This window comes from Ancylobacter tetraedralis (assembly GCF_014195655.1).
Taxonomy (GTDB): Bacteria; Pseudomonadota; Alphaproteobacteria; order Rhizobiales; family Xanthobacteraceae; genus Ancylobacter; species Ancylobacter tetraedralis.
The window spans coordinates 249,020-275,037 of the sequence record NZ_JACICD010000006.1 but is presented as its reverse complement, the minus strand read 5'-3'; the positions used below and the strand labels follow the sequence as shown (position 1 = coordinate 275,037).

Annotated in this window: 25 protein-coding genes; 17 read left to right on the top strand and 8 right to left on the bottom strand. The window is 63.8% G+C overall.

The genetic code is table 11. From position 1 onward, the window contains the following. Nucleotides 1–259: 259 nt before the first annotated feature. The 3 genes from yfdV to FHS55_RS16620 form a co-directional block, all read right to left on the bottom strand. A complete protein-coding gene (yfdV, locus tag FHS55_RS16630; RefSeq protein ID WP_183190890.1) occupies nt 260–1,219 on the bottom strand; it encodes a transporter YfdV in 960 nt (319 codons plus the stop codon). 145 nt (nt 1,220–1,364) lie between these two features. Continuing rightward, complete coding sequence (locus tag FHS55_RS16625; protein WP_183190889.1) at nt 1,365–2,498, bottom strand: cupin domain-containing protein; 1,134 nt, start codon at nt 2,496–2,498, stop codon at nt 1,365–1,367. Nucleotides 2,499–2,636: 138 nt separating this feature from the next. After that, the gene (locus FHS55_RS16620) at nt 2,637–3,242 is read right to left on the bottom strand and encodes a hypothetical protein (RefSeq protein ID WP_343056210.1); all 606 of its coding nucleotides are present in this window, start codon (nt 3,240–3,242) and stop codon (nt 2,637–2,639) included. 228 nt (nt 3,243–3,470) lie between these two features. Here FHS55_RS16620 and FHS55_RS16615 point away from each other — a divergent pair, with 228 nt between their 5' ends. Further along, entirely contained in the window at nt 3,471–3,890 is a 420-nt protein-coding gene (locus FHS55_RS16615) for an aspartate-alanine antiporter-like transporter (RefSeq protein WP_246340205.1), read from the top strand. Here FHS55_RS16615 and FHS55_RS16610 read toward each other — a convergent pair. From FHS55_RS16610 to FHS55_RS16595, 4 genes are all read right to left on the bottom strand, one after another. Further along, the gene (locus FHS55_RS16610; protein WP_183190888.1) at nt 3,871–4,740 is read right to left on the bottom strand and encodes an efflux RND transporter periplasmic adaptor subunit; all 870 of its coding nucleotides are present in this window, start codon (nt 4,738–4,740) and stop codon (nt 3,871–3,873) included. The genes FHS55_RS16615 and FHS55_RS16610 overlap by 20 nt on opposite strands. Continuing rightward, nucleotides 4,737–4,970, bottom strand: coding sequence for a DUF1656 domain-containing protein (locus FHS55_RS16605; RefSeq protein WP_183190887.1), 234 nt, complete (start codon nt 4,968–4,970; stop codon nt 4,737–4,739). Before FHS55_RS16605 ends, FHS55_RS16610 begins: the two co-directional genes overlap by 4 nt. Then, nucleotides 4,967–7,117: an FUSC family protein gene (locus FHS55_RS16600; protein WP_183190886.1), complete on the bottom strand. Its 2,151-nt coding sequence runs from the start codon at nt 7,115–7,117 to the stop codon at nt 4,967–4,969. The genes FHS55_RS16605 and FHS55_RS16600 overlap by 4 nt, the downstream gene beginning before the upstream one ends. A 170-nt stretch (nt 7,118–7,287) precedes the next feature. Then, nucleotides 7,288–9,582 carry an FdhF/YdeP family oxidoreductase gene (locus FHS55_RS16595; RefSeq protein ID WP_183190885.1) on the bottom strand — a complete coding sequence of 765 codons (2,295 nt, stop codon included), beginning with the start codon at nt 9,580–9,582 and terminating at the stop codon, nt 7,288–7,290. 434 nt (nt 9,583–10,016) lie between these two features. Here FHS55_RS16595 and FHS55_RS16590 point away from each other — a divergent pair, with 434 nt between their 5' ends. The 5 genes from FHS55_RS16590 to FHS55_RS16570 all read left to right on the top strand — a co-directional run bounded on the left by FHS55_RS16590 (nt 10,017) and on the right by FHS55_RS16570 (nt 15,323). After that, nucleotides 10,017–10,895, top strand: coding sequence for a ubiquinol oxidase subunit II (locus FHS55_RS16590; RefSeq protein WP_343056209.1), 879 nt, complete (start codon nt 10,017–10,019; stop codon nt 10,893–10,895). After that, entirely contained in the window at nt 10,892–13,021 is a 2,130-nt protein-coding gene (locus FHS55_RS16585; RefSeq protein WP_183190884.1) for a cbb3-type cytochrome c oxidase subunit I, read from the top strand. The genes FHS55_RS16590 and FHS55_RS16585 overlap by 4 nt, the downstream gene beginning before the upstream one ends. Next, entirely contained in the window at nt 13,018–13,650 is a 633-nt protein-coding gene (locus FHS55_RS16580) for a cytochrome c oxidase subunit 3 (protein ID WP_183190883.1), read from the top strand. The genes FHS55_RS16585 and FHS55_RS16580 overlap by 4 nt, the downstream gene beginning before the upstream one ends. Then, nucleotides 13,647–13,991, top strand: a complete 345-nt coding sequence (cyoD, locus tag FHS55_RS16575; RefSeq protein ID WP_183190882.1) for a cytochrome o ubiquinol oxidase subunit IV — start codon at nt 13,647–13,649, stop codon at nt 13,989–13,991. The genes FHS55_RS16580 and cyoD overlap by 4 nt, the downstream gene beginning before the upstream one ends. 171 nt (nt 13,992–14,162) lie before the next feature. Continuing rightward, complete coding sequence (locus FHS55_RS16570; protein ID WP_183190881.1) at nt 14,163–15,323, top strand: helix-turn-helix transcriptional regulator; 1,161 nt, start codon at nt 14,163–14,165, stop codon at nt 15,321–15,323. Between the two features lie 203 nt (nt 15,324–15,526). Here the strand turns inward: FHS55_RS16570 and FHS55_RS16565 are convergent, their stop codons facing one another. Then, complete coding sequence (locus FHS55_RS16565; protein WP_183190880.1) at nt 15,527–16,402, bottom strand: LysR family transcriptional regulator; 876 nt, start codon at nt 16,400–16,402, stop codon at nt 15,527–15,529. Between the two features lie 768 nt (nt 16,403–17,170). Here FHS55_RS16565 and FHS55_RS16560 point away from each other — a divergent pair. The 11 genes from FHS55_RS16560 to FHS55_RS16510 all read left to right on the top strand — a co-directional run bounded on the left by FHS55_RS16560 (nt 17,171) and on the right by FHS55_RS16510 (nt 25,926). Beyond that, nucleotides 17,171–17,473 (top strand): urease subunit gamma, encoded by a 303-nt coding sequence (locus FHS55_RS16560; protein ID WP_183190879.1) that lies wholly within the window; start codon nt 17,171–17,173, stop codon nt 17,471–17,473. A 20-nt stretch (nt 17,474–17,493) separates the two neighbouring features. Further along, on the top strand, nt 17,494–17,904 hold the full coding sequence (locus tag FHS55_RS16555; protein WP_183190878.1) for an urease subunit beta: 411 nt from the start codon (nt 17,494–17,496) through the stop codon (nt 17,902–17,904). Between the two features lie 33 nt (nt 17,905–17,937). Continuing rightward, entirely contained in the window at nt 17,938–19,656 is a 1,719-nt protein-coding gene (locus tag FHS55_RS16550; protein ID WP_183190877.1) for an urease subunit alpha, read from the top strand. A gap of 61 nt (nt 19,657–19,717) precedes the next feature. Next, entirely contained in the window at nt 19,718–20,101 is a 384-nt protein-coding gene (locus FHS55_RS16545; protein ID WP_183190876.1) for a fluoride efflux transporter FluC, read from the top strand. Between the two features lie 9 nt (nt 20,102–20,110). Next, a complete protein-coding gene (locus FHS55_RS16540) occupies nt 20,111–20,494 on the top strand; it encodes a CrcB family protein (RefSeq protein ID WP_183190875.1) in 384 nt (127 codons plus the stop codon). A 24-nt stretch (nt 20,495–20,518) separates the two neighbouring features. Then, nucleotides 20,519–21,193, top strand: coding sequence for an urease accessory protein UreE (locus FHS55_RS16535; RefSeq protein ID WP_183190874.1), 675 nt, complete (start codon nt 20,519–20,521; stop codon nt 21,191–21,193). Nucleotides 21,194–21,234: 41 nt separating this feature from the next. Further along, nucleotides 21,235–21,915: an urease accessory UreF family protein gene (locus FHS55_RS16530; RefSeq protein WP_183190971.1), complete on the top strand. Its 681-nt coding sequence runs from the start codon at nt 21,235–21,237 to the stop codon at nt 21,913–21,915. Between the two features lie 27 nt (nt 21,916–21,942). Then, complete coding sequence (ureG, locus tag FHS55_RS16525) at nt 21,943–22,590, top strand: urease accessory protein UreG (RefSeq protein WP_183190873.1); 648 nt, start codon at nt 21,943–21,945, stop codon at nt 22,588–22,590. A gap of 3 nt (nt 22,591–22,593) precedes the next feature. Continuing rightward, a complete protein-coding gene (locus FHS55_RS16520; RefSeq protein ID WP_183190872.1) occupies nt 22,594–23,529 on the top strand; it encodes an urease accessory protein UreD in 936 nt (311 codons plus the stop codon). 16 nt (nt 23,530–23,545) lie between these two features. Then, a complete protein-coding gene (yut, locus tag FHS55_RS16515; RefSeq protein WP_183190871.1) occupies nt 23,546–24,559 on the top strand; it encodes an urea transporter in 1,014 nt (337 codons plus the stop codon). 125 nt (nt 24,560–24,684) lie between these two features. Beyond that, nucleotides 24,685–25,926 carry an ammonium transporter gene (locus FHS55_RS16510; RefSeq protein ID WP_183190870.1) on the top strand — a complete coding sequence of 414 codons (1,242 nt, stop codon included), beginning with the start codon at nt 24,685–24,687 and terminating at the stop codon, nt 25,924–25,926. Nucleotides 25,927–26,018: the final 92 nt, after the last annotated feature.

Below are 26,018 nucleotides of genomic sequence, written 5' to 3'. Positions count from 1 at the left end.
TGTCCTTGCCAAGTGCCAACACTATTGAGGCGGCGAGCTTCTTCCCGTCGCCGAGATCGAGCGGACAGCCCCAAGGTCTAGCCCCAAGGTCTAGCGCCAAGGTCTAGAGGACGAGGGATGATGCGAGAGTGGATGTGTTCGACGACATCGGGCGTTTCCACAAGGACGGCGCCGGCCTGACCTGGGCTCGCTCAACCTCGCCTTCACACAAGCGGCAGCAGGCCCTCTCGTCCGCATGGATCTCCCCCGCGGGGGCCCTTCAGCTGCCCAAAAGCCTGGCGAGATAAACCCATGTCGGTGCGGCGACGATGAAGCCGAGCACGCTCACCGCGAGGGACGAGGTACCCGTCCGCGTGTAAACTTGAAACCGGCTGGAAATGATGATGCCGGAGAAGGCGGGCGGGAGGGCGACACTCAAGACGAGCATTTGCAGGATTTGATCGTCGAGCCCGCCGGCCCAGCCCGCGAGGAGAAAGACGCCCGGCAGGAAGACGAGCTTGAAAAACGTATTATACGCGACCTCCCAGTCGAGTTCGATCGCGTAGGCGGAAAGCGTCAGCCCAGCGGCAAATACCGCGACGCTTGAATTGGCCTTGGCCAGCAGGTCGAAGGTCGGGCTTACCTCGTCGGGCACCCGGATGCCGATGACCACCAGCGCCACCGCCAGGATGGGCACCCAAACAACGGGCTCCTTCATCGCGGAAAGCAGAGCGTTGCCCTTGGGGGCCCCATCCGCACCCGCGCCGCCGCCTGCATTGAGCAGATACAGGCCGATCGGGATCGTGACCGCGTTCACCACGATGGCGACGATGGCGATCACGAGGCCGGTTTCCACGCCCGTGCCATAGAGAGGATCCAGCACGGCATAGCCGAGAAAGCCGATGGTCGGCGACCCCGCGATAAGCGCGCAGACGGCTGCCTCGGGCTTGGTCCGCCTGAAGAACCACTGGATGGTGAAATAGGAAAGCATGAAGAGCAGGACCAGGCCCACCAGCGATATGATGCTGAGCGTGGCGTTCTCCACGAGCATTGATCGGTCGGCGCGCACGATGGAAACGAACAAAGCTGCTGGCAAGGCAAAATCGAGCACGAGCTTGTTGAGTATTCGAGCATCACCCGACTTGAAGTCGTTTGCCTTTCCGGCAAAGTAGCCAAGCGCCATGACAAAAATGATGGGTATCAGGTCCGATACCAGCATCTTCGAAATAAACTCTTCCATGCGAGCTCCTTCCCGGCGCCTTTGCGTGCACGGCGTCCCTGCGTGACGGCAGAATGCTGAGGTGCCGCGCGCTCGATCGGCTCGCGGCGGGAATCAGCCGAAAGAACTGAGGCGGAGAGCCGGTCGGGCTCTCCGCCTCAGAACATCAGCCCTTGACGACAGGTTGGCGGATGGCCCTCAGCGAAGACATCAATGGATCGCCCACGTCGAGATGCCCCTTCACCAGATGCTGCGGGGTGAGGGCGAGCCAGTTGTTCAGCGAAATGTCCCTGTATTCGCTGGTGTGGAAGACGTTCAGCACACGCACGGGCTCGTCACCCGTGTTCTCGATGTAATGGGCCAGAGTCTTGGGGACATAGCCGACGTCGCCGGCCACAAAATCAAAGGTACGGGCATTGCTGACCGCGTCGAACACGGTCATTCGCGCCTTGCCGGAGATGTAGTACTGAATTTCATCGGCGTCGGGGTGCCAGTGAATCTCTCGCATCCCGCCCGGCTCGAGATCAATGAACAGAGCCGCGAGATTGGTGACGGAGAAATTGCCGGAATCGACCACGGTCGTGGCGCCGCCGGGATAGGCGGTCGGCTGAGCCGCGCCGGCACGGAAGATGTATTTGTCCGTAAAGTTCACCGCGCCGAGCTCGGCGCGCACCTGCTCGATCGGCGGAGGCACAGGCTGGCGGAAGATGTATTTCTCTCGGGCGGGAATGCCGTCGAAGGCCTCGACGGGGACGCCGAAATTCTTCGCCAGAACCTCGCGCGGAACATGGGCGAACAGCTCGGTCACCAGCAGCGTCTGGTTCTCCGAGAAATTGCCGTCATTGAACACGAGAACGAATTCGGTGCCCTCTTCGAGGCCCTGGATGGCGTGAGGGAAACCCGCCGGGGCGAGCCACAGATCGCCCGGCCCGAGATCCTCGACCAGAGTCTGGCGCTGGTCGTCGATCAGATAGAACCGAACCCGCCCCTTGAGCACGTAGGCCCACTCGGCTTCCTTGTGCCAGTGCAGTTCCCGCACCACACCGGCCGGCAGGCGCATGTTGACGATGGCGAGTTCCTTCAGCGCCCCCATTTCGCGCTGAGTCACCTCGCGCGCCCAGCCACCATCCTCAAGGCGGTTATGCGCCATGGCGAACGGAAACTTGAGGTTGGGAATGCCGCCATTGTCGGTAAGGGGCGGCACCAGGATATCGGGATTCTGCGCCTCAACCGCAGGGTTGCGAGGGCCGATTATGGTTGCGCCCTTGGTGCCGACGATGGGCTGCTTCAGATCGTCCACGGGAAAACTCCATCTATGTGACTGTCAGACGAGCACAGATGCTGCGATGGGTTCGATCCAATCGCGCCTCTGCTTGCCGCCGCAATTCCGCTGCCCGCCCCCAGGATGCAGAGCGGGGCCGCTGCGGTCGGGATGGCTTCAAAAATGATACTGGTACGCTATGCCGATCAGATTATCGGCCACCTTCCCGTTTTCCCATTCGTGCAGATAGTTGAACGAAATAGAACTCGACGTGGAAAGCCGGAAATTGAGGGCGGATCCTAGGGCGGGAGTCACGAAATCATAGTCCGCATTGAATGCGTTTCGGTAGCGATAGGTCACCACCGACCATGTCGTGACATCCGTCAACTTCCAATCGACGGAACCGTGGATCGAGTAATAGGGGAAATCGACATCGTTGCTTTGCGCACGACTGCCAATCGACGCGATTCCAACGATGGAGAAAATGTTTGAGAACTCGTGCCTGTAACCGAGGCCAGCCTGAGAGTTCAGGCGCCATCCACCGTCGCCCGACAGGTCGAAATAGTGGATTGATGAGTCCAATACGACATTGTTGTCGAATGTATGCGTGTATCCAATGCCGGTGACCGTCGACACGTTCTTGTCGAAATCGCTGGGTTCGCGCTGCGTGGCGATGCTGACGCCCAGAACATTGCTTTCACCATACACAGGAGTGATGCCTGCATAAACCAGAGGCGACATGACGGCCCCCAGGGCGATGCCGCGACGAAAGAGCCGAAACACCAGTATCGCCTCCAATTGCGCGAAAAAATTCCAACAAAACGCAGACTATAGTCGTCATGTGGATCTGAAAATTAAATGAGTGTCGATTTTTAGTATCGTATTCACGATGAAATCTATATCTCCCAAATGGGATATATTTAAACATTCCGATCGATGCATTCGCGTCGTGCGTTGTTGCGATCGCACATCCACTCCGCCCTCCGTCAGGCCGACCGGAGCGAATGGACGATGTGGAACTGGATTTCGAAAACCCTGCGTGAGCCGCCGGAAATCGCACTGTTCCTGGCGATCGCGCTGGCCTATCCGCTCGGTTATCGCGGGTTCACCCTTGGAATGGTGGCGACGACATTGCGGGTCGGCCTGCTCATCGGCCAACTCGACATCGAGATATCCCAGGCGGTCGGAAGCGTGTTCTTTCTGCTGTTCCGGTTCGCCATCGGCTACGGCGTGGGTCCTCGGTTCGTGCGCGGCCTCAGGCGCGACGGGGCATCGCAGGCGCGGGCTGAGCACCGCCTATGGTGTGGCGCGGTTTGCTGGCCACGATGTCGGCTATGGGACCGGTTTGTTCGCCGGTGCGGCGACCGTCTCTTCGGCATTGGGGCTGTCCACCAATGCCGGCCGGACGCGACTACCGGACAGGCTTTATGACCACCGTGGCCGACATGCCGGCGGCGAGGCGGACATTCGGCGGCAGCGCTTCCAGTTTGATCCGCACCGGAAGGCGCTGAGCCAGGCGGATCCAGCTGAATTGCGGATCGACACGCGCCAGCAGGCCCGCCGCATCATCAGGATTGGCTATCGCGCGGGCGAGCCCCTCCACCACACCGTCCAGCACCACGCTGCCGGCCATCAGTTCCACCTGCGCCGGCGCGCCCTCCTGGATCTGCGGGACTTTGGTCTCCTGAAAGTAGCCATAGACATAGAACGAATCCGAATCGACCAGCGCCATCACGCCGCGACCGGCGCTGGCGTAGTCACCCGCGACGGCGGTCAGATTGGTCACATAGCCGCTCACCGCCGCATGGACGCGGCTGCGGCGCATGTTGATCTCGGCGATGTTGAACTCGGCCTGCGCGACATTAAGCGCCGCCTCGGCTTCGGCGGCCGTCGTCTGCATGCGTTCGCCGGCCTCGGCGGACAAGCCGGGACTGTCTTCGCGCTGCAGGGTTAGAAAGCGCTTGGCATTCTCCTGTGCGAGGCTCAACGCCGCCGCCTTCATCGTGACATTGGCCCGGGCGAGGTTCAGCGCGGCATGAAACCGTTCGGGATCGATCTCGAAAAGCAGGTCGCCTTTTTTGACCGCCTGGTTGTCGCGCACATGGATGGTGCTGATCAGCCCCGACACGTCAGGGGCGACCTGCTGGACATCGGCGAGCACCCGGGCATCGCGAGTCCAGGGCGACAGAAGGTAGTAGTTCCAGAACTGCCACCCGGCGAAAGCGGCAATGGCGACGACGGCGGCCGTCATCGCCACCCGGATCAGCTTACCCGCGCTCATGCCGGACCTCCTGTCAGCAGCGGCAGCCCGACGCTCAACCCGACCAGCACGATCACGTAGAGCGCGGCGTCGAAGAGCGGGCGGTGCCAGACGACATCATAGAAGCCGCACCACTGCGCCAGCCGGCTCAGGGCGAGGAAAGGAATGAACGCCGCCAGCGCCCAGAACAGGATCGGCGGCAGGTAGAAGCCGAAGAAATCGAGCGTATGAAACAGTGGATTCCAAGTCATAGAAGGCGCTCATCGATACGGGCAAGGTGGAGAAAGGCGTGATCGCGCGTGAGGCTCTCTTCGAGAAAACGAAGGCTGGTCGCGGTTTCCACCACAAGGCTGGCGGCACGAGAGCCGGGCCGGCGATCGGAGGCTTCCAGTGCCGACCACATGCCGGCAAGGGCGTCTCGCGCCACATCTCGCGCCACATCTCGCGCCACATCTCGCGCCACGTCCGGCGGCGCGGTTCGCGACGATGCGGCTTCCGATGGTGCGGCTTCCGATGGTGCCGAGGACGGCCATGCCGCGAAGAGCGCGGCCAGACGCTGTAGGCCGCCCTCAATCGCCCGGCGCGCGGGTTCGGGCAGCGCCGGATCGGTCGCTACCTGCCTCAGCCGGCCGAGTTCCCGCGCCACGGAGGCGCAGGCGAGCAGGCCGCGCAGCAGGCGGTCATGCTCGGCGCGCGCCAGAGAGAGCTGGGGCAAGAGCACCTCGACCAGATGGATGATCTCGCGGGCCACCTGCGAGGGCGCGCGCTCCCCATTCGCGGCTTGCGGAAGCAGGACGCACAGCGCGCGCCGGAGAGCCTTACGGCGATGCGCCCTGGCGGTCGCCGGCACAAGGCGCGCCACCATCAGGCAAACGAACATGCCGAAGACAAGACCGAAGCAGAAATTGGCGAAGGTGAGCGGATCGGGTGTGAAGACATTGCCGGTGGCGGCGGCGGCGACATAGAAGATGGTGAACGTTCCCGCCGACCGGGCGTAGCGCGGCGTGCCGATCAGCAGGCCCGCCGGCAGCAGCACAAGAAACAGGAATGCCGCCAGCGTCTCGAAGCCTTCGAGCCAGGGATAGATGAAGGCGATGGTGAAATAGGCGCAGAAGCAGGCGGCAATTACGGCCCGCAGATACGGCCAGCCGAGCCGGGTGGGATCATCCGTGTTCACGCACTGATAGTTCATCAGGGCGAGACCGGTGATGCCCGCGATGCCTTGATCCCATTGCGTCGCATGCCAGAACACGCAGAAGACCAGGAGCCCCAGTGCGGCGCGCGTTCCCTGCAGCAGGGCCGTCGGGTGGCCGGAGGCGGCGGCGCGGCGGCGCGGCGTCGTTCCGGTGCGGCTATGCCGGAAGGCCGCCTGTTCGGCGAGGGCGAGCAGCGACAGGTCGCGCAGCATCTCGGTCGCCTGCCGGCAGACCAGGATGGCGTCCGCTCGGGTGCCGAGCGGGAGATCGTCGCTCCCTTCGATGCGGCGGGCGAGCCCGGCGAGGTCGCGGCGGATGATGGCGAGATCGGCGCGCACGCGCGCGGGATCGCGCGGCATGGCGGGGTCGGCGCCGATGCGGCCCAACGCCAGGATCGCCGGCTCAAGCGCGGCGGTCAGCGGTTCAGGCAGTGCCGTGCCGCCCTCCTGCAGGGCGGCGAGGCGCAGATGAAGCCCCCGCGCGGCGGCAAGAACGGCGAGGAACTCCCGCGTGACGCCGTCCATCGCAACGGCGTCCGCCCGCATCTCCGGGGCCTCGAACCGGGTGTAGGAGCGCAGCGCGTCGAATTTCACCAGCTTGGGAAGGATGGTCCTGCGCTCGTCCATCAGGGCCTGGCCGCGGGTGGCGGCCCGCAGGGCGAGGGCGCAGTGATCGGCCAGCGCGCGAAAGGTGCTGGCCATCAGCGCCCGCAACTGCGTGCCGGCGTGATCGGGCAGCACCAGCGCGCCCGCCAGCGTGGCGCAGGCAATGCCGATGCTGATCTCGCTCACCCGATCCACCGCGACGAGCCAGGCGCCGCCGGGGTTCGCCGCACCCTGAAAAGTGACCAGCAGCCCGGTAAAGCCGGCAAGCATGAAGCCATAGGCGGCAAAGTTGCTCGCCCGCGCGGCGCCGTAATAGCAGGCGAACGCCCAGAGCATGGCGCTGCCGACCAGAAACAGCGGGTCCTGCGAGAACAGCTTGACGGCGGCGAGAGCGTAGGCCGCGGCGAGCATCGTGCCGAGCAAGCGGAACGACCCCTTGGCGAGCGCCGCTCCGGTCGAGGACTGGGTCAGCAGGTAGACCGTCAGTATAGCCCATTGCGGCTCCTGCAGTTCCAGCCAATAAGCCAGGGCAAGGGCGGCGATGGCAGCGGTGGCCAGACGCGAGGCGAAGACGATGTTGCGCCAGTTCCGATTCAAGAGATCTTTCGGTTCACCTACGCGACGCAGTGTTTGACTAAGAGGCACTCCAGCACCTGCCTGGAATGAGGAGAGGCGTGAGGGCCATTATAGTGATCCGGCCCCGCATGAACAGGCATCCGGCCGTCCTGAGACAGGACCCAGACGGCCGGGTGCGCCCCATAGGATGATTACTCCGCCTGCCTGTCCGCGGCGAGGTGGGCCCGCAGCTTGACCGGGATCGACTTGTAGCTGGGCACACCGCATTGACGGTCATAGTCGCGCGCATCGACCAGCAGGTTCGCCTCGGGATAATAAGCCGCGACCGACCCGCGGGCGATCGGATAGGCGACGGCGGTCTGCCTGGCCAGCACCCGGTCGTCACTTGCCACCACATCCACTGTGTCGCCATGCGACAGCCCGAGGGCGGCAAGGTCGTCGGCATTGACGAACACCACGTCGCGCCGGCCGCTAATGCCACGATAGCGATCGTTCAGGCCATAGATGGTGGTGTTGTACTGGTCGTGGCTGCGCAGCGTGGTGCACACAAGCGTGCCCTCGTCGAGCCCGTCATCCTCGTCGAGAGGTGCGCCGGCAAGGAAGTTCGCCTTGCCATTGGACGTATGCCAGACGCGCTCCGCGGCGCCATTGGGCAGGCGGAAGCCGCCCGGCACCGCTATGCGGGCGTTGAAGTCGGCAAACTCCGGGAACACTTCCTCGATCTTGTCGCGGATGCGGGCGTAGTCGTTGCTCAGTCCCTCCCAGTCGATCGGACACTGGGCAAGGGTGGCGCGGGCGATGCCCGCGATGACCGCGACCTCCGAGATCAACGCATCCGAAGCCGGCTTCAACGTGCCACGGGAGGCATGAACCATGGACATCGAGTCTTCGACGGTCATCGCCTGCTGCGTTCCGGCCCGCAGATCGCGCTCCGTGCGCCCGAGACAGGGCAGGATGTAGCTGTGCGTCGCGGTGAGCAGCGCCGTGCGGTTGAGCTTGGTGATGATCTGCACATTGAGATCCAGCCCCCGGAAGGCGGCGAAGGCGACCGCCGGATCCGGCATCGCCACCGCGAAATTGCCCCCGAGCCCGATGAAAGCACGGGAAGAGCCGTCCGCCATCGCCGCCAGCGCGTCCACCGCATTGTGTCCGTGCTTGCGCGGTGCGGTAATGCCGAAGGCCGCATCGAGGCGCTCCAGGAAGGCCTCGGTGGGAATTTCGGTGATGCCGACCGTGCGGTCGCCCTGAACGTTGGAATGACCGCGCAGCGGACAGATCCCGGCGCCGGACTTGCCCATATTGCCGCGAAGCAGCAGCAGGTTGACGATCTGGCGCACATTCTCCGTGCCGTGCCGGTGCTGGGTGATACCCATGCCGTAGCAGGCGATGACACGCTCGGCGTTCCAGTAGACTTCCGCCATGCTCTCGATCGCGGCGCGGGAAAGGCCGGAGCGACGCTCGATGGCGGACCAGGACGTAGTGTCGAGGTCAGCCCTCAGATCATCGAAGCCGACCGTATGTTCGGCGATGAACGCCCTGTCCAGCAGCCCCTCGCCGCCGCCGGCCCGAAGAGCCTCGTCCGCGGCCAGCAGCGCCTTCATCATGCCCTTCAGCATCGCCACGTCGCCGCCGACCTTGACCTGATGATAGGCCGAGGCAAGGCGGGTGGAGGACAGGGTGAGCATCTCCACCGGATCTTGCGGCGCCGCGAAGCGCTCCAGCCCCCGCTCCTTCAGCGGATTGGCGACGATGATCGGCACGCCACGCTTTGCGGCGGCCCGCAGGGTGGTCAGCATCCGTGGGTGGTTGGTGCCTGGGTTGTGACCGATGCAGAAGATCGCGTCGGCATGGTCGAAATCTTCGAGCGACACGGTACCCTTGCCGATGCCGATCGACTGCGGCAGGCCGATGCTGGTCGGCTCATGGCACATATTGGAGCAGTCTGGAAAATTATTGGTACCGAAGGCCCGCGCCAGGAGCTGGTACATGAAGGCCGATTCGTTCGACGCGCGGCCCGACGTATAGAATTCCGCCCTGTCGGGATGGTCGAGCGCGTTCAGGCGGGCGGCAATGCCGGCAAAGGCTTCCTCCCACGACACCGGCACGAAATGATCCGTTGCAGCCTCGTAGCGCAGCGGGGTGGTGAGGCGGCCGGCATCCTCCAGGGCATGGTCGCTCCAGCTCCAGAGATCGGAAACCGAATGCTCGGCGAAAAAGGCCGGGCTCGCCCGCTTCCCGGTCGCCTCCCACGTCACGGCCTTGGCGCCGTTCTCGCAGAATTCGAAGGAGGACGTGTGCTTGGGGTCCGGCCAGGCGCAACCCGGGCAGTCGAAGCCGTCGGGCTGGTTCATGCGCAGCAGGGCACGCGTATTGGCGACCTCGGTCTCCATCTCCTTGCGGACGGCCTGAGCTACCGCCGCCAGCGCTTCCCATCCGCCGGCCGGTCCGGAATACGGCTTCACTCCGTCGGGCGAATTCTCGGTCATCACCGCCTCTCCCTGCGTCACGGGGCTGGCAAGGGCCCATCATTTCCGTCGCCGCCCATGAGGTCAACTAGGGCGAAAATGTGTGTCCGGTCGATCTCCCATATGGAAGATGGACGACAGCCGGCGGGTGCGGCAATACAAAATCCAGTTCGATATCAGGCCCATGGGGATTCTGGATCCAGTAATTGAGCTGTGTTGTTTTTGACGCCGTTGGCGCGTGGAGGGAATCGTCGCCTTGCGATAGCCGTCGCGATGCCGCGAATTTTCCGCAATCTGCGCCGTGCCGCACGATGATATCCGTCGCGGTTCGTGCTTTCCTACCGGCAGGGGATCGGGCGGATGCCCTTAGGTGAGGGGCCGTGCACGGAAGGGCGCGCAACAGTCGCAAGGGGGTCTGATTGAAACCGAGCGCAATAGTCGGGGTGGTTGCGGCTGTGGTCCCGGGAGCCGCCTATGCCGGCAGCTTCCTTGAACCGGCGGGGCCGATCGCCTCGGCGCAGCTGTCGCATTTCGGGGTCATCAGCGCGCTGATGCTCATCGTCATCGTGCCGATGTTCGTGGCGTTGCCGATCGTGCTGTGGCGCTACCGCCGCGGCGGCAAGGGCACGTACCGCCCGGACTGGGAGTTCAACTGGGGGCTGGAACTGCTCATCTGGGGCATTCCGGTCGCGCTGGTGGCCGCGCTCGGCACCGCCCTGTGGAAGCACACGCTGAAGAACGATCCCTACCGGCCGCTCGGCCCGGCGCCCCTGGTGGTGGAGGTCGTCTCGCTCGACTGGAAATTCCTCTTCCTCTACCCCGAACAGGGCGTGGCGACGCTCGACCTGCTCGCCTTGCCGGAAGGCCGCCCGGTCACGCTGAAGCTGACCAGCGGGACGGTGATGCAGTCCTTCATCGTTCCGCGCCTCGCCGGCCAGATCTACGCCATGGCCGGCATGCAGACGAAGCTCAATCTGATCGCCGACGCGACCGGCGATTTCGTCGGGCGCAACACCCAGTATAACGGCCTCGGCTTCGCCTCGCAGTCCTTCACCGCCCGAGTGATGAGCCCGAACGATTTCGCGGCCTGGGTGGCGGGGGCGAAGGCCCAGCCGGCCGCGCTCGACGCCGCCGGCTATGCCGCGCTGCTGGCGCCCTCCGTGGCGAACGAGCCGGTGATCTATGGCCGGTTCACGCCCGGCCTGTTCGACCAGATCATCGCCAGCTTCGCGCCCGGCATGGCCGCAGGACATTCGGGCCACGCGCCGCAGGCCGGAGCGGACGCGCCCGCCGCCCATCAGCATAACGACCACACGCCGGAGGCCGCGCAATGAACTGGGAGCTGATCTTCGGCCAGATCAAATGGACCTCCTTCGTCTTCGCCGGAGCGATCGAGAATCCCTCGCTCAGCGAATTCATCGCCTCGGGCGCGGGATCCGTCGCGGTGCTGGGCGCGCTCGCTGCCGTCATCCTGCTGACGGTCAAGGGCTGGTGGGTGCCGCTGTGGCGGGACTGGCTGACCAGCGTCGACCACAAGAAGGTCGGCATCATGTATATCGCGATCGCGCTGGTGATGTTCGCCCGCGCGGTGATCGAGGCAGCGCTGATGCGCGCCCAGCAGCTCGCCGCCACGGATAGCGGCGGCTTCCTCTCGGCGGATCATTTCGGGCAGCTGTTCAGCACCCACGGCACGATCATGATCTTCTTCGTGGCGATGCCGTTCATCACCGGGCTGATGAACTATGTCATGCCGCTGCAGATCGGCGCGCGCGACGTGTCGTTCCCCCTGCTCAACGCCATCTCGCTGATGCTGACCATGGCGGGTGCCATACTCATCATGGTCTCGCTGGTGGTCGGCCAGTTCTCCACCGGCGGCTGGAGCGCCTATCCACCCTTCACCGGCATCGAGTTCAGCCCCGGCGAGGGGGTCGACTACTGGATCTGGGCGGTGTCGCTCGGCTCCATCGGCTCGACGCTGACGGGCCTCAACTTCGCCGTGACCATCTACAAGAAGCGCTGCCCCGGCATGACGCTGTTCCGCATGCCGCTGTTCACCTGGACGACGCTGTGCACGTCGATCCTGATGATCTTCGCCATGGCGCCGCTGACCGCCGCGACGGTCATGCTCGCCCTCGACCGCTATGCCGGCTTCCATTTCTTCACGAATGGCGACGGCGGCAACATGATGAACTACGCCAACCTGTTCTGGCTGTTCGGCCACCCGGAAGTCTACATCCTCATCCTGCCCGCCTTCGGCGTCTGGTCGGAAGTGGTGGCCACCTTCTCCAGCAAGCGGATCTATGGCTACACCTCGCTGGTCTACGCCACCATGTGCATCGCCGTGCTCTCCTTCGCGGTGTGGCTGCACCACTTCTTCACCATGGGCCAGAGCGCCAATGTGAATGCCATCTTCGGCATCGCCACGATGATCATCGGCGTGCCTACGGGCGTGAAGGTCTATGACTGGCTGCTGACCATGGTCGGCGGGCGCATCCGCTTCACCACGCCGATGCTGTTCCACATCAACTTCCTGCTCACCTTCATCCTCGGTGGCATGACGGGCGTGCTGCTGGCCAATCCCGGCATCGATTTCCAGGTTCACAACACGCTGTTCCTGATCGCCCATTTCCACAACATGATCATTCCCGGCGTGCTGTTCGGCATGTTCGCGGCGGTGCAGTTCTGGTTCCCGAAGGCCTTCGGCTTCCGCCTGCATGAGGGGCTGGGCCGGGCCTCGTTCTGGTGCTTCGCGCCGGGCTTCCTGCTGGCCTTCTTCCCGCTTTACTGGCTGGGGCTGATGGGGGCGACGCGCCGCACCTACATGTGGTCGGATCCCGACTACCTGCCCTGGCTCGCCCTTGCCATGGCCGGCGCCGCGCTCATCCTCGCCGGCTTCGCGCTGATGGTGATGCAGATCGTCGTCTCGGTGCGCCAACGCGAGCCTCTCGCCGCGCCGCTGGGCGATCCCTGGGACGGGCGCGCGCTGGAATGGTCGATTCCTTCCCCGCCACCGGACTGGAACTTCGCCGTGCTACCGGAAGTGACCGCGCGCGATCCTTTCTACGAGGCCAAGAAGGCGGGCACCGCCTATCGCTCGCCGGCCGCCTATGAGGACATCGAAGTGCCGCGCAACACCGCGACCGCGCCGTTGATCGGCCTGTTCGCCTGCGCCTGGGCTTTCGGCCTCGTCTGGCACATCTGGTGGCTGGCGATTGTCTCCTTCGTGCTGATCTGGGTCGTGGTCATCGCGCGCTCCTTCGCCACCGACACGGAGGAAATCATTCCCGCCGCGACGGTGAAGGCGGCGAACGAGGCCTTCCTCGCCGCCGTTCGCTCGGCGCCGGGCGTGACCCGCGACCGCGAGATGACGTCGGAGAACCGGGGACGGGCGATTCCGGAAGGGCTGGAAGGCCGCTCCGGGGCCGTCTCTTCCGGCGCCGCTGTGGAGGTGCTGTCATGAGCCTTTCCGAACGCCTCCATCCCGGCATCAATCTCGCCGGCACCGATCCCGAAAGCCATGAGGCGGCCGAAGAGGTCCTTTTCGGCTTCTGGATCTTCCTGATGAGCGATCTGGTGCTGTTCGCAGTGCTGTTCGCGACCTATGCGGCGATGAGCGTGCAGGGCATCGCCGAAGGGCCGGGGCCGGCGCAGGTCTTCGACCTGACCGCCGCGTTCGTGGAGACGCTGCTGCTGCTCCTGTCCAGCTTCGCCTTCGGCTTCGGCATGCTGGCGATGAAGTACCGCGAAAGCCGGCGAGCCGTGCTGGGCTGGCTGCTCCTCACCGGGGGACTCGGCGCCGCCTTCGTCGGCATGGAACTGCACGATTACTACGTGATGATCACCCAGCATGCGGCCCCGCCGCAGGCGAGCGGCTTCCTCTCCGCCTATTACCTGCTCACCGGCACCCATGCGCTGCATGTGTCCTCCGGGCTGGTGTGGATGGCGATCATGGCCGTGCAGGTCGTGGTCTTCGGCTTCACCACGCCGGTGAAGCTGCGGTTGATGCGGCTTGCGCTGTTCTGGCACATGCTCGACGTGGTCTGGATCGGCATCTTTACCTTCGTCTACCTGTTCGGGGTCGCGTCATGAGCAACCGGATTCCCGCCGACCTGCCCGCCGTCGACCATGACGAAGAGGGCCGCGAGCGCCGCTCCTATGTGATCGGCCTCGTTCTCGCTTTGGTGCTGACCACGGGCGCCTTCGCGGTCGTGTGGCTTGATCTGCTGAGTGGCGCCGCCGCGCTCGGGGCATTGGGGCTGCTCGCCCTGGTTCAGGCGGTGGTGCATCTGCGCTTCTTCCTGCACATCGACCTTCAGCGCTCGCACCGCGACGACCTGCTGCTGATCCTGTTCACCGTGCTGATCCTGCTCATCATGGTGTCCGGCACCATCTGGATCCTCTACGACCAGCACATGCGCATGATGCCCTGAAAAGACGATCGGTCGCCGGAGTGGCGGGCACGCAGCGGCCACCGGCTGACGGCTCTCCGGGATCGCCGGCGCCCCTCTCCGCTCGGCGCCGTGGCTCTCATGGCCCGCCGTCCCTCCGCCGAGCGACCTGTTTTTGGACTGACACCGTGACAATAGGCGTAGGAAAGAACCATGATTGATCCCAATTTGCCGCCTTCCGGCAGCACCCCTGCTGCGATGGGCGTCGATGGAGCAATCTACAGCCTTTACGAAGCCGCCTTGAACGCAGATCGCTGGACGTCGGCCCTGGAATCGGTCGCGGCGCTGTCCATGTCGGTCGGCGCGGTCATCTTCGCGAAGGCAAAGGAGGGCTGGACCTTTCCCTCCCATTCGGCCGGCATCGCGGATGCCGTCAATTCCTATCGGCACGAGGAATGGTCTCGACGCAATCCCTGGCTCGAAGGCAGGTTGCCAGCTGGCTTTCATGCCGGCGACGTCTATACGGAACAGGACATTCTCGATTTTTCGGAATTGTCCCTGAATGCCTTCTACAGGGATTTCCTTTCCCGGTTCGACATCTCCCATGTGATGGCCTCGATCATCCACTCTGAACTGGGAAGCCCGACCAGCCTCGTCGTCTGTCGGGCCGGTTCCGTGGGCCCATTCGGGGACGAGGATCGGGAGGCGCTGCTGCTGCTGGCGCGACACCTCGAGCAGTCGCTGAGAATCACGTCGGCCTATCTGAAGGCGAAGGCGACAGGCGATACGGTCGCTCAAGCGTTTGACAGGATGGACCAACCGGCTGTCATCCTCGACGGGAAGATGCGCCCTTTGCGCGTCAACCGATCTGCCGAGCCGCTGCTCGATCGTTATTTTGTCGACAGTGACGAAGGTCTCCGGCCCACCATGCGGGCCGATGTCGACGATTTCGTTTCGACCGTTCAACGTGCACAGACGGACGGTCGTCTCGACGGTCGCCTCCCCCACCCAGCCACCGTCTCGGATCCGGAGGGGAAGAAACGTCTTGTCGTGTGGACCGCACCGCTTGTCGGAACCTCGGCAGACGCTCTCGGACTGGTGAGCCCCGAGAAGCATGTCCTCATGCTGGCGAAAGACCTTGAAAACGATCAGATCATCGATCCAACGGTCATCCGCAAGGTTTTCGGACTGACAACGGGAGAAGCACGCCTGGCCTCGCTGATCGCGAGCGGACAGAGTGTCAGGGAGGCGGCGGGGGAACTCGATATTTCGGAGGGGACGGCCCGGTTTGTCCTTAAGCGCATATTCGCGAAACTCGGCGTAAGCCGACAGGCGGAACTCGTTTCCCGGTTGAGACGGTTGCTTCTGCGGTAAGGAGCTGGCGTCTCCGCAACGGTGACTAAGCACCTGGCCTTCTCGAGATGCCGGGCGGCCGCGGATCGGCGAGAAGCCCCGTCGCTTCTCGGTGGCAATCAACCCATGGACGCCATTAGCGCCGCTGAATGAGGCCACGTGACGGGTAAATCGCGCGAAGCATCTCGCAGCGGATGTTTCGAACTCGCTACCCGGAGCCCCGCTTAAAGCCCGGCGGTCGCGCGCTTCGCCACTTCACTGAGGACGTCGCGAAAGGCGTCTGCGGCGGAGCCGACATCGGCGGAGTTGCATTCGACGACATAGGTCAGCTTGCCCAGACCCGGCAGGCCCGCCTCGGCGGGCATCTCTTCCAGAACCGTTCTCCGAAAACTCTGGCCGATCGCCATGACGCCGAGGCCCGATCGCGCGGCAGCAAGCACACCAAGCAGATTGCTGCATTCCGCCACGTCGATCCACGGACGGCGGTTTGCCACGAGCGCGCTCTCCGTCAGCGAGCGGGTGAGGCTCGGCTTGAGGTAGGAGATGAGCGGTACCGGATCCGAAGGCTTCAACAGCAAGGAGTGGTGCCCGATCCAGACCAATTGCTCCTGCCACAGCGCGGTTTGATCCGGTTCGCCATGGCTCTTGCCCAGAATCACGTCGACCTCATGCGAGCGCAGCACATCGTGAAGATGCTCGTTGCGGCCGGTGATGAACTTCAAGCCGAAATCCGGGAATTGCGTGCGGAAGATGCCGAGGACTTCCGGCAGCCGGGTTCTGGCGAACTCGTCCTCGATACCAACCTTGAGGACGCCCTTCAGCCCGGGGCGGGTAAGCCGAAGACGCGCTTCCTCGGAAAGCGCGAGAATCGACCGGGCATAAATCAGCATGGCCTCTCCATCGGGAGTGAGGCTCACCTTGCGGGTGGTGCGGTGAACGAGCCTGCGGTTGAGCCGTCTTTCGAGGCGGGCGATCCGCTGGCTGACCGTGGATTGAGAGGTTCCGACGTCCACAGCCGCGAGGCTGAAACTGCGTCTCGTCGCCACAGCATCAAACGCCCGCAACTCATCGCTATCGATGAGATTGCCCTGCTTTTGCATGTTTCCAGCCTACACGTCGCTTACTTCTTGGCCGTTATGCAGCACCGATCACATCGATGACCAGTCAATGTGGAGTGAGATTTCTCACTTATCGCGATGCGACATAAATAGCCGCCTTAGAGACATCCAATCGAATGGGTCGCCATGCCGACCTAAATATGAATGCGGGTAGGATGTTGGCGCGATGATCCCGTGAAGGGCCTCCTTGCCTGGATGTGTGGGGGGCGGTTTGTCGGGATGCCCGACTACGTCGTGCCGCCGGACGCCAATTCCACGCGCGGGAAGAAGGTGGCCGCCGGTCTGTATCCGCCTGAGCCCTTTGGGTCCCACCGGCGCAAGAGTAACGCTCCCGGGTGGTCGCAATGAGCTACCGGAGTGGGCTGCTCCCCTGCGCCCGCCGCCGGTACCCAGGGTTGTCGGGATCCGCGCGGTCGCGAAAATGCGCAATCGCAACTGCGCTGGCAGCAGTGAAATCCACAAGTTGATATATCTTATAATACCTCCATGTTCAGCTGAATTAGAGAGGGTGACATTCAAACTAAATATATAACCCGGATTAATCGCGGTGCGCGCCTCGCTCACTCTTCATTGCGGATCCTGATATTTGAGCATGCTGCTTATTTGTATCTCGGATAATTTTCTGACTGCACTAGTTAAGGCTGGTGTCGCCGTAGGGGGGGCTGCTATCAAAGTTCACGATCTCGCAGATCGAGCCGGCGTTGCCACTACGGCATGGTCGGAGGACCGCGTTCGTCGAGGAATTGGCTCATGCATTTTACGCCCAGGGAAATCGACAAGCTCCTGATCTACACGCTCGCTCAGGTCGCGCAGAAGCGTAAGGATCAGGGACTGAAACTCAATCATCCTGAAACGGTGTCGCTGATCTCGGTTGCAGCGCTGGACGGGGCGCGCGCCGGCAAGACCGTCGAAGAGGTCATGGAACTGGCCAGCAAGGCAATCACCCGCGACGACGTCATGGACGGTGTCGTGGAGATGATCCCTTATGTACAGGTCGAGGCTGTGTTTACCGATGGCAGCCGTCTCGTCACCGTGCACAATCCCATCAAGTAGCAGCGGCGAGGGTTGTCATCATGAGCAGTGACCAGAAGAAGGCTCCGGTCGGCGGGCTCGTCCTCGGCAAGGGCGATATCGAGATCAATGCCGGCTATCCAACCACGTCCTTGAAGGTTCGCAACACCGGGGACCGTCCCATTCAGGTTGGATCGCATTTCCACTTCTTCGAGGTGAATGCCTCGCTCGAATTCGACCGTGAGCAGGCGTTCGGCAAGCGGCTGAACATTCCCGCCACCACGGCCCTGCGCTTTGAACCGGGCGACGAGAAGGAGGTCGTGCTCGTCCCCTTTCAGGGCAAGCAGCGCGTGCTGGGCTTCAATGGCCTCGTCAATGGCTGGGTGGGCGATGAGAATTACGACGATTACCGCCCGCGCCTGACCGACGCCCTGGAGCGCGCGAAGCGCTACGGATTCAAGAGCAAGTCGTGATGGCCCGCAACATTCAGGTAATGGAGCTCTGAGATGGCCAAGATCTCGAGGCAGCAATATTCGGACCTCTATGGTCCCACGACCGGCGACAAGATCCGTCTCGGCGACACCGATCTCTATATCGAGATCGAGAAGGATCTGCGCGTCTATGGCGAAGAGGCCGTCTATGGCGGCGGCAAGACACTTCGCGACGGCATGGGCTACGACAACGAGCTTACCAGCGCCGCGGGCGCTCCGGATCTCGTCATCACCAATGTCACCATCGTCGACGCGGTGCAGGGTGTCATCAAGGCCGATGTCGGCATCAAGAACGGCCTGGTTTGCGCCATCGGCAAGGCCGGCAATCCGTCCACCATGTCGGGTGTCACGCCAGGCCTCGCGCTCGGACCGGGCACGGATGCGATCTCGGGCGAGCATCTCATCCTGACGGCCGGCGGCATCGACGCGCACGTCCACTACATCTCGCCGCAGCAGGCGCAGGCTGCGCTCTCCAACGGCGTCACCACCGTGTTCGGTGGCGGCATCGGGCCGAGCGACGGCACCAACGGCACCACCATCACGTCCGGCACCTGGAACATCGAGATGATGCTCCGGTCGTTCGATGCCTGGCCGGTGAATGCCGGCGTGCTCGGCAAGGGCAACGGCTCGGCGCCTGTTCCGCTCGAGGAGCAGATCCGTGCCGGCGCGATGGGCCTCAAGATCCACGAGGACTGGGGCAGCACGCCGGCCGCGATCCGCAACGCGCTCACGGTTGCGGACAATTACGACGTCCAGGTCTGCATCCACACCGACACGCTGAACGAAGCCGGCTTCGTCGAGAACACGATCGCCGCCTTCGAAGGGCGCACGATCCATACCTACCACACCGAAGGCGCCGGCGGCGGCCATGCGCCGGACATCATCCGGGTGGCGGGACTCTCGAACGTCATTCCCTCCTCGACCAACCCGACCCTGCCTTACGGGATCAACTCCCAGGCCGAGTTGTTCGACATGACGATGATCTGTCACAATCTCAGCCCGAAGATCCCGACCGACGTCGCTTTCGCCGAGAGCCGCGTGCGGGCCGAGACCATCGCGGCCGAGAACGTACTGCATGATCTCGGGGCGATCTCGATCCTCTCCAGCGACAGCCAGGCGATGGGGCGGATCGGCGAGAACTGGACGCGCACGATCCAGACCGCCGACCTGCTGAAGCAGCGCATGGGAGCCTACAAGGGCGACACGTCCGGCAACGACAATGAACGTGTCCTGCGCTTCGTCGCCAAGGTCACGATCAACCCCGCCATCGCGCAGGGCGTCGCCCATGTGATCGGTTCCGTCGAGATCGGCAAGATGGCCGACCTCGTGCTCTGGGAGCCGGCATTCTTCGGCGCCAAGCCGAAGATGGTGATCAAGGGCGGCATGATCTCCTGGGCGCTGATGGGCGATCCGAATGCCTCGCTGCCGACGCCCCAGCCGGTGATCTATCGGCCGATGTTCGGCGCGATGGGTTCGGCACTGCCCAAGACCCGCGTGACCTTCACATCGCATGCGGCCTTCGAGGCCGGCATCGTGGATCGCTACGAGCTGAAGTCGCAGGTCGTGCCGGTCTATGGCACGCGCACGATTACCAAGAGCTCGATGGTGCGCAACACCGCCCTGCCGGTGATCGAGGTCAATCCCGAGACGTTCGCCGTGACGGTCGATGGCACGCATGCCACGATCGAGCCGGCAACGCGTCTCCCGCTCAGCCAGCTCTACTTCTTCAGTTGAGCCTTGCATCGGATTGTGGAGGGGCAGCGTCCCTCCACATCAACTCGATGGCATATAGCAGATGGACGCAATCGACATCCTGTGGGTGGGGCTGGGAGGCGGGATCGGCTCCCTGCTGCGCTGGCAGGTTGGCCAGTTCATAGAGCGGCGCATTGGTACCCCGTTCAAGGTGGGGACCTTCGTCATCAATGTCTCCGGCGCCTTCGTGATCGCCTATCTCGCCGCATCGCTCTCGCTGGGATGGGAGCACCGCTACGGCGACGTCGTCTCGTCGCTGGTTTTGACGGGCGTGCTCGGCGGCTATACCACGTTCAGCACCATGCAACTCGATGCCGTGCAGATGGCGGCGGCGAGGCGGCATGCCCTCGCACTGGCCTATCTGGTTAGCTCCGTTGGTGCCGGCCTTGTCGCCGCGGCGGCCGGCGTGGCGCTGGCGAGAGTGTAGGGCGCGGCGATGTGGCTGCCGGTGGTCAACGTGTTTGTGGGTGGGGGAGTCGGGGCGATTACCCGCGAACTGTCCATGCTCATGCTGGGGCGCTACAGCTCCGCCTTTCCCATCGACATCTTCGCGGCGAATGTTCTCGCGTCGTTCCTGCTCGGTCTCATCTTCGGACTTCATCGGGCCGGTCACGCGTCGAACAACGTCACGCTGCTGGTCTCGACCGGCTTTTGCGGCGGGATGTCCACCTTTTCGACCTTCATCTACGGGGCTTATTCGGAGATGGCGACCCCCGGTCAGCTGGGCCTTTCCCTGCTTTATGTCATCGCCAGTCTCGTCATCGGCTACAGCGTTACATGGCTCGGCCTTCGCGTCGCGACGCAACTGCGTCGCGCCTGAAGCCGAGTTTCCTGGGAGACACACATGATTCTCGTCGAGAGCACGCTCGGTAATCTCCGTGATCCGGTCTGGCAGGAGCGGGCGCGGTCTGCCGCGGTCGACCTATTGGTGCTGGAGCAGTGGGAGGCACCGAAGAGCCGGCTGCGCAAGGCAACGGGTGGCGGGGTGGAACTCGCCATCTCGCTTCCGCGCTCCGAGCACCTGCAGGATGGCGACGTCCTGCACTACGACGAGGCGGCGAAGCGGATCGTCGCGGCCCGGATCGCACTCAAGGACGTCCTGGTCATCGAGCTGGAAGGCCTCGAGAAGCTGTCGCCGACCGAGATCCTGCGCACCTGTTTCGAGCTGGGTCATGGGCTTGGAAACCAGCATTGGCCGGCCGTGATCAAGGGTTCCACGGTTTATGTTCCGCTGTCCGTCGACCAGAAGGTAATGGCGTCGGTCATGCGCACCCATGCCTTCGAGCATGTGAAGACCCATTTCGCGCCGGGTGAGGAGATCGCCGCCAAGCTGGACGCCCGGGAAGTGCGCCTGCTCTTCGCCGGGGCCGACGCGACGCCGCACCATCATCACGGTGCTCCTGCCGATGGACATTCCGTCGGTCACGCGCACGGCCACGACCACGACCATGGCCACCATCATGACCATGACCATGACCATCCGCACGCCGTCGGCCACACACATGCGCCGGTGAAGTGATGACGGACGGGGGCATGGGGAAGCTTGGCAATCCTTCCGGCATGGTGCATCTGGCGCGCCTGCTGCAGTTCTCGGATTCCACGCTGCCGATCGGATCCTTTGCCTTCTCCAACGGGCTCGAATCGGCCCTGCAGACCGGCGTCGTCTCCGACCCGGAGAGCCTGCTCAGATATGTCGACCTCATCCTGCGGCAGACGGCGCGCATGGACGGCATCGCGCTGCTGCATGCCCACCGCGCCGCGCTGTCCGGCGACTACGAGGCGATCCTCATCGCGGACAGTGAACTGTTCTGCCGCCGTGTCGGCGAGGAACAGCAGCTGATGCTGACCCGCGTCGGCAAGAAATTCGCCGAGCTGGTGCTGAAGATCATGCCGTCCCCCACGCTTGAGAGCTGGCTCGACGACATCAAGGCAAATGCGACGCCGGGCTGCCTTCCCATCGGCCAGGCGATTGCGCTCGCCCATATGGGCGTCGACGAGGTCGAGGCCTTCGTCATGCATCAATATGGCATTGCCTCGATGATCCTGAGCGCGGCGCTGCGGCTCATGCGTATCGATCATATCGACACGCAGCGAATCCTGTTCACGGCGCAGGGGCGCGTCGAAGGCGATTATCAGGCCGTGCGCGATCTCTCGCTCGACGAAATGGCATCCTTCGCGCCCGTCTTCGACGTGCTCGTCGCACACCACACGACCACCCATGTCCGCCTGTTCATGAATTGAACGCGGCATCGGCAAAGGAAGCGGCTCATGAAGAAAATCACGCGTATCGGCATTGGCGGCCCGGTCGGCTCCGGCAAGACCGCGGTCATCGAGACCATCACTCCGCGGCTCATCGATCTCGGCATCAAGCCGCTGATCATCACCAACGATGTGGTGACGACCGAGGACGCCAAGCAGGTCCGCCGCACCCTGAACGGCATTCTGGTCGAGGAGAAGATCGTCGGTGTCGAGACGGGCGCCTGTCCGCACACCGCCGTGCGCGAAGACCCGTCGATGAACATCGCCGCGGTAGAGGAGCTGGAGGAGAAGTACCCCGACAGCGACGTGATCCTGATCGAGTCGGGCGGTGACAACCTCACCCTTACCTTCAGCCCGGCGCTGGCCGACTTCTATATTTACGTGATCGACGTCGCGGCGGGCGACAAGATTCCGCGCAAGAATGGCGCCGGTGTCTGCCAGTCCGACATTCTCGTCATCAACAAGAAGGACCTCGCCCCCTATGTCGGCGCGAGCCTTGAGGTCATGGACCGCGATTCCAGGCTGATGCGCGGCAAGAAGCCGTTCATCTTCACCAACTGCAAGACCGGCGAAGGCATCGATGAGCTGATCCGTCTCATCCTCGACATGGCGCTGTTCGACGTGAAGGTAACGCCGCCCGCCAAGGTGGATGCCTGAGGCATGGCGCTCCACGAGCAACTCCGTCGCCTCGACGCGGCGCGCGAACTGCGCGACTTCAAGACGGAGCCGGCCCAGATGCGCGCCGCCGCGCCCGGAAAGGTCGGCGAGTTGCGTCTTGGCTTTTCGCTGCGCGACGGGCGATCGATTCTGCACGATCTTTACCGCGTGGCGCCGCTGCTCGTGCAGCAGGCGCTTTATTGGGACGAGGCGATGCCGGAACTGCCGATCTGCTCGATCATCTCGATCGGCGGCGGCATCCTCCAGGGCGACCGCTACAAGATCGATATATCCGTGGGCGAGGGGGCTTGCGCCCACGTGACGACGCAGAGCGCCAACCGTGTCCACCGGATGGATGCGAACTACGCCTCGCAACATCAGGCGGTGACGTTGGAGAGCGGTTCCTATCTGGAATATCTGCCTGATTTCACCATTCCCTACCGCGACTCCCGCTTCATCAACCAGACCGACATCGTCATCGCGGAGGACGCGACGCTGCTCTATGGCGAGATGATGCTGGCCGGGCGCAAGCATCACCATGTCGAGGAGCGATTCGGGCTCGATCTTCTGTCCGTTGCCGTCGCCGTGCGCCGGCCGGGCGGGCGCAAGCTCTTCGCCGAGAAGATCCTGATCGAGAAGGGCGATCCATCCGTCGACTATCCGGCGGTGATGCGCGGCTACGACGCCTTCGCCAACATCCTGTGCCTGACGCCGCCGCCGGTGGCCGCCCGCATCAAGGAGCGGTTCGAAACCAATTTTCCGGCCGAGGCGCCGCGCGCCATTTCGGGCGTCTGCCGCCTTCCCAATGACGCCGGCCTCATGCTGCGTGCGGTGGGCGTGGAGACCTATGACGTGCGCAACGAGGTGCGCCGGTTCTGGCGCATCGTCCGGGAGGAAGCGCGCGGCCGGACACTTCCGCAGGAATTTCTTTGGCGCTGACCGAAAGACCAAAGCCATGGCCAAACAGAAAAGCAACGTCGTAACCGAGATTCTCAAGGGGACCAGTCAGGTCTTCTTCATGGAGAATCCTGTGACGGGGATCCTGTTCTTCGTCGCGATGGCTTATGCGTCCTACGTCTCGGGCGTGTGGGCGACCACGATCGGCGCGGCGATCGGCGTCGTCGTCGCGACGCTTACGGCACGCCTGCTGGACTGCGACGAGAAATCGGTCGCCTCGGGTCTTTTCGGTTTCAACGGAGTCCTCGTCGGCGCCGCGCTGCCGACCTTCATCGCCGCCTCGCCCCAGCTTTGGGTCTATGTCGTGGTCGGCGCCGCCGCGAGCACGGTCATCACCGCCGCGTTCAGCGCAACGCTGACCGCGAAGTGGGGCATTCCCGGCTCGACCGGGCCATTCGTGCTGACGGGCTGGCTGATGGTCGCCGGCGCCTACTCCTTCGGCGGGCTTCACGTCACCGGCGATGCGCCAAAGCTCGCCACCGACTATGTGCAGGGGTTCGCGCCCCTTCCCCAGCCGCTCGAACTGGTGCAGATCTTCTTCCGCAACATCGGCCAGGTCTATCTGCTCGGCGATGAGATCTCCGGCGCGATCATCCTCGCTGGTATCTTCATCGCCTCGATTCCGGCAGGCATCGCCGCCGCCGCCGGCTCGCTCATCGCTATGGTGGTATCGATCGCCATGGGGGCCGACCCGGCCATCGTCAGCCAGGGTCTGTACGGGTTCAGCCCCGTGCTCACGGCCCTGGCCGTCGGCGTCATCTTCCTGAAGACCTCGCCGAAAGTGGTTGTCTATGCGCTGCTGGCGACCGTGACGACCGTCTTCGTGCAAGGCGCTCTCGACGTGATCGTCGCGCCGGCGGGCATTCCCTCGTTCACCGCTCCCTACGTCTTGACGATGTATCTGTTCATCGCGCCGAAAAAGCTCCTCGCCCCGCATCCGCACCAGCCGGTGGCAGGCCATATGATCGGCCATGAGCACGCGGAGGCGCCCCTGTCCACGAAGGCAACGTGATGGCGAATACCTAACGGCCGCGAGGCTTGACCCGATCGTCACGGCGGCTGCCTCAGCTGCCACAGGTTCTAGTGTCGCGCGGCCGGGTGGAGAGCCCGGCTGCGCATTGAAGAAGGGGAAATGGGATGCAAGCAATCAATGCGGGCGATACCGCCTTCATTCTCCTGTGCACCGCCCTGGTGTGCATGATGACCCCCGCGCTGGCGTTGTTCTATGGCGGCCTGGTCAAGCAGCGCGACATGCTGTCGATCATGATCCAGAACTTCGTCTGCATGGGCGTGGTGGGTCTGATCTGGGTGTTCGGCGGCTTCAGCCTCGTCTTCGGGCCGGACATCGGCGGCGTCATCGGCAGCATCGTGCCCTATTTCGGCATGTACCATGTCGGCATCCAGCCCAATCCGACCTACGGGCCGAACATCCCCTTCATCATGGTGTTCGCGTATCAGATGATGTTCGCCATCATCACGCCGGCGCTGATGACGGGCGCGTTCGTCGGGCGGTTCCGCTTCGGCGCCTATCTCTTCTTCATCGCCTTCTGGACCATCCTGGTCTACCTGCCGGCCGCTCACTGGATCTGGGGCGGCGGCTTCCTCGCGACGCTGGGTGTGGTCGATTTCGCCGGCGGCATCGTCATCCACACGGCGGCGGGCTTCTCCGCGCTGGTGACGGCGGCCTATCTCGGCAAGCGCAAGCTCGCTCCCGGCGAGAACGAATCCGAGCCGGCCAGCCTGCCGCTGGTGGCGCTGGGCGCGGGCCTGCTGTGGTTCGGCTGGTTCGGCTTCAATGCGGGTGGCGCCTATGCGGCGGATGCGCTGGCGGCCTATGCCTTCACCAACACCATGCTGGCCGGTTCCATCGCCATGCTCGTGTGGATGTTCTGGGAGTGGCGGGAGAGCGGCCGGCCTTCTTTCTCCGGTGTGCTGGTCGGCGCCGTGGCGGGGCTGGCCACCATCACTCCCGCCTCGGGTTATGTCGAACCCATGTCCGCCCTGCTCATCGGCGCCATCGGCGCCACCGCCTGCTATCATGCCAAGCATGTCCAGAGCTGGCTGAAGATCGACGATTCCCTCGAGGTCTGGCGGGCGCACGGCGTTGGCGGCATGACCGGTGCTCTGCTGATCGGCGTGCTGGCGAGTTCGCACATCAACCAGGTGTCGGCCGGCGTTCATCAGCTGGGCGTCCAGTTTCTCGCGGTCGTGGTCGTCGCGGCCTATGCCGGCATCGTCACCTATGTCCTGCTGAAGGTGCTGGATGGGCTGGGCGTGCTGCGGGTGCCGGATACCATTCAGCAGGAAGGGCTCGACAGGCCGCTCTATGGCGAGCGCGCCTTCAATTTCTGGAACATGGATCGCGGCAACCCGAAATGATCTCCGGCATGGGGAGGGCCATGTGTGCTGCTCCTCAACCGTGCCCCGGCATCGCTCGTGCCCGCTCTGGACCCGTTCCGGAGCGGGCACCC

What these genes read in the sequence shown, in the direction of transcription:
- FHS55_RS16605 (WP_183190887.1), bottom strand. Translation starts at nt 4,970, where the DNA reads ATGACTTGGAATCCACTGTTTCATACGCTCGATTTCTTCGGCTTCTAC.
- FHS55_RS16570 (WP_183190881.1), top strand. Translation starts at nt 14,163, where the DNA reads ATGATTGATCCCAATTTGCCGCCTTCCGGCAGCACCCCTGCTGCGATG.
- FHS55_RS16550 (WP_183190877.1), top strand. Translation starts at nt 17,938, where the DNA reads ATGGCCAAGATCTCGAGGCAGCAATATTCGGACCTCTATGGTCCCACG.
- FHS55_RS16545 (WP_183190876.1), top strand. Translation starts at nt 19,718, where the DNA reads ATGGACGCAATCGACATCCTGTGGGTGGGGCTGGGAGGCGGGATCGGC.
- FHS55_RS16595 (WP_183190885.1), bottom strand. Translation starts at nt 9,582, where the DNA reads ATGACCGAGAATTCGCCCGACGGAGTGAAGCCGTATTCCGGACCGGCC.
- FHS55_RS16540 (WP_183190875.1), top strand. Translation starts at nt 20,111, where the DNA reads ATGTGGCTGCCGGTGGTCAACGTGTTTGTGGGTGGGGGAGTCGGGGCG.
- cyoD (WP_183190882.1), top strand. Translation starts at nt 13,647, where the DNA reads ATGAGCAACCGGATTCCCGCCGACCTGCCCGCCGTCGACCATGACGAA.
- yfdV (WP_183190890.1), bottom strand. Translation starts at nt 1,219, where the DNA reads ATGGAAGAGTTTATTTCGAAGATGCTGGTATCGGACCTGATACCCATC.
- FHS55_RS16585 (WP_183190884.1), top strand. Translation starts at nt 10,892, where the DNA reads ATGAACTGGGAGCTGATCTTCGGCCAGATCAAATGGACCTCCTTCGTC.
- FHS55_RS16615 (WP_246340205.1), top strand. Translation starts at nt 3,471, where the DNA reads ATGTGGAACTGGATTTCGAAAACCCTGCGTGAGCCGCCGGAAATCGCA.
- FHS55_RS16560 (WP_183190879.1), top strand. Translation starts at nt 17,171, where the DNA reads ATGCATTTTACGCCCAGGGAAATCGACAAGCTCCTGATCTACACGCTC.
- FHS55_RS16610 (WP_183190888.1), bottom strand. Translation starts at nt 4,740, where the DNA reads ATGAGCGCGGGTAAGCTGATCCGGGTGGCGATGACGGCCGCCGTCGTC.
- yut (WP_183190871.1), top strand. Translation starts at nt 23,546, where the DNA reads ATGGCCAAACAGAAAAGCAACGTCGTAACCGAGATTCTCAAGGGGACC.
- FHS55_RS16520 (WP_183190872.1), top strand. Translation starts at nt 22,594, where the DNA reads ATGGCGCTCCACGAGCAACTCCGTCGCCTCGACGCGGCGCGCGAACTG.
- FHS55_RS16565 (WP_183190880.1), bottom strand. Translation starts at nt 16,402, where the DNA reads ATGCAAAAGCAGGGCAATCTCATCGATAGCGATGAGTTGCGGGCGTTT.
- FHS55_RS16555 (WP_183190878.1), top strand. Translation starts at nt 17,494, where the DNA reads ATGAGCAGTGACCAGAAGAAGGCTCCGGTCGGCGGGCTCGTCCTCGGC.
- FHS55_RS16510 (WP_183190870.1), top strand. Translation starts at nt 24,685, where the DNA reads ATGCAAGCAATCAATGCGGGCGATACCGCCTTCATTCTCCTGTGCACC.
- FHS55_RS16535 (WP_183190874.1), top strand. Translation starts at nt 20,519, where the DNA reads ATGATTCTCGTCGAGAGCACGCTCGGTAATCTCCGTGATCCGGTCTGG.
- ureG (WP_183190873.1), top strand. Translation starts at nt 21,943, where the DNA reads ATGAAGAAAATCACGCGTATCGGCATTGGCGGCCCGGTCGGCTCCGGC.
- FHS55_RS16580 (WP_183190883.1), top strand. Translation starts at nt 13,018, where the DNA reads ATGAGCCTTTCCGAACGCCTCCATCCCGGCATCAATCTCGCCGGCACC.
- FHS55_RS16530 (WP_183190971.1), top strand. Translation starts at nt 21,235, where the DNA reads ATGGTGCATCTGGCGCGCCTGCTGCAGTTCTCGGATTCCACGCTGCCG.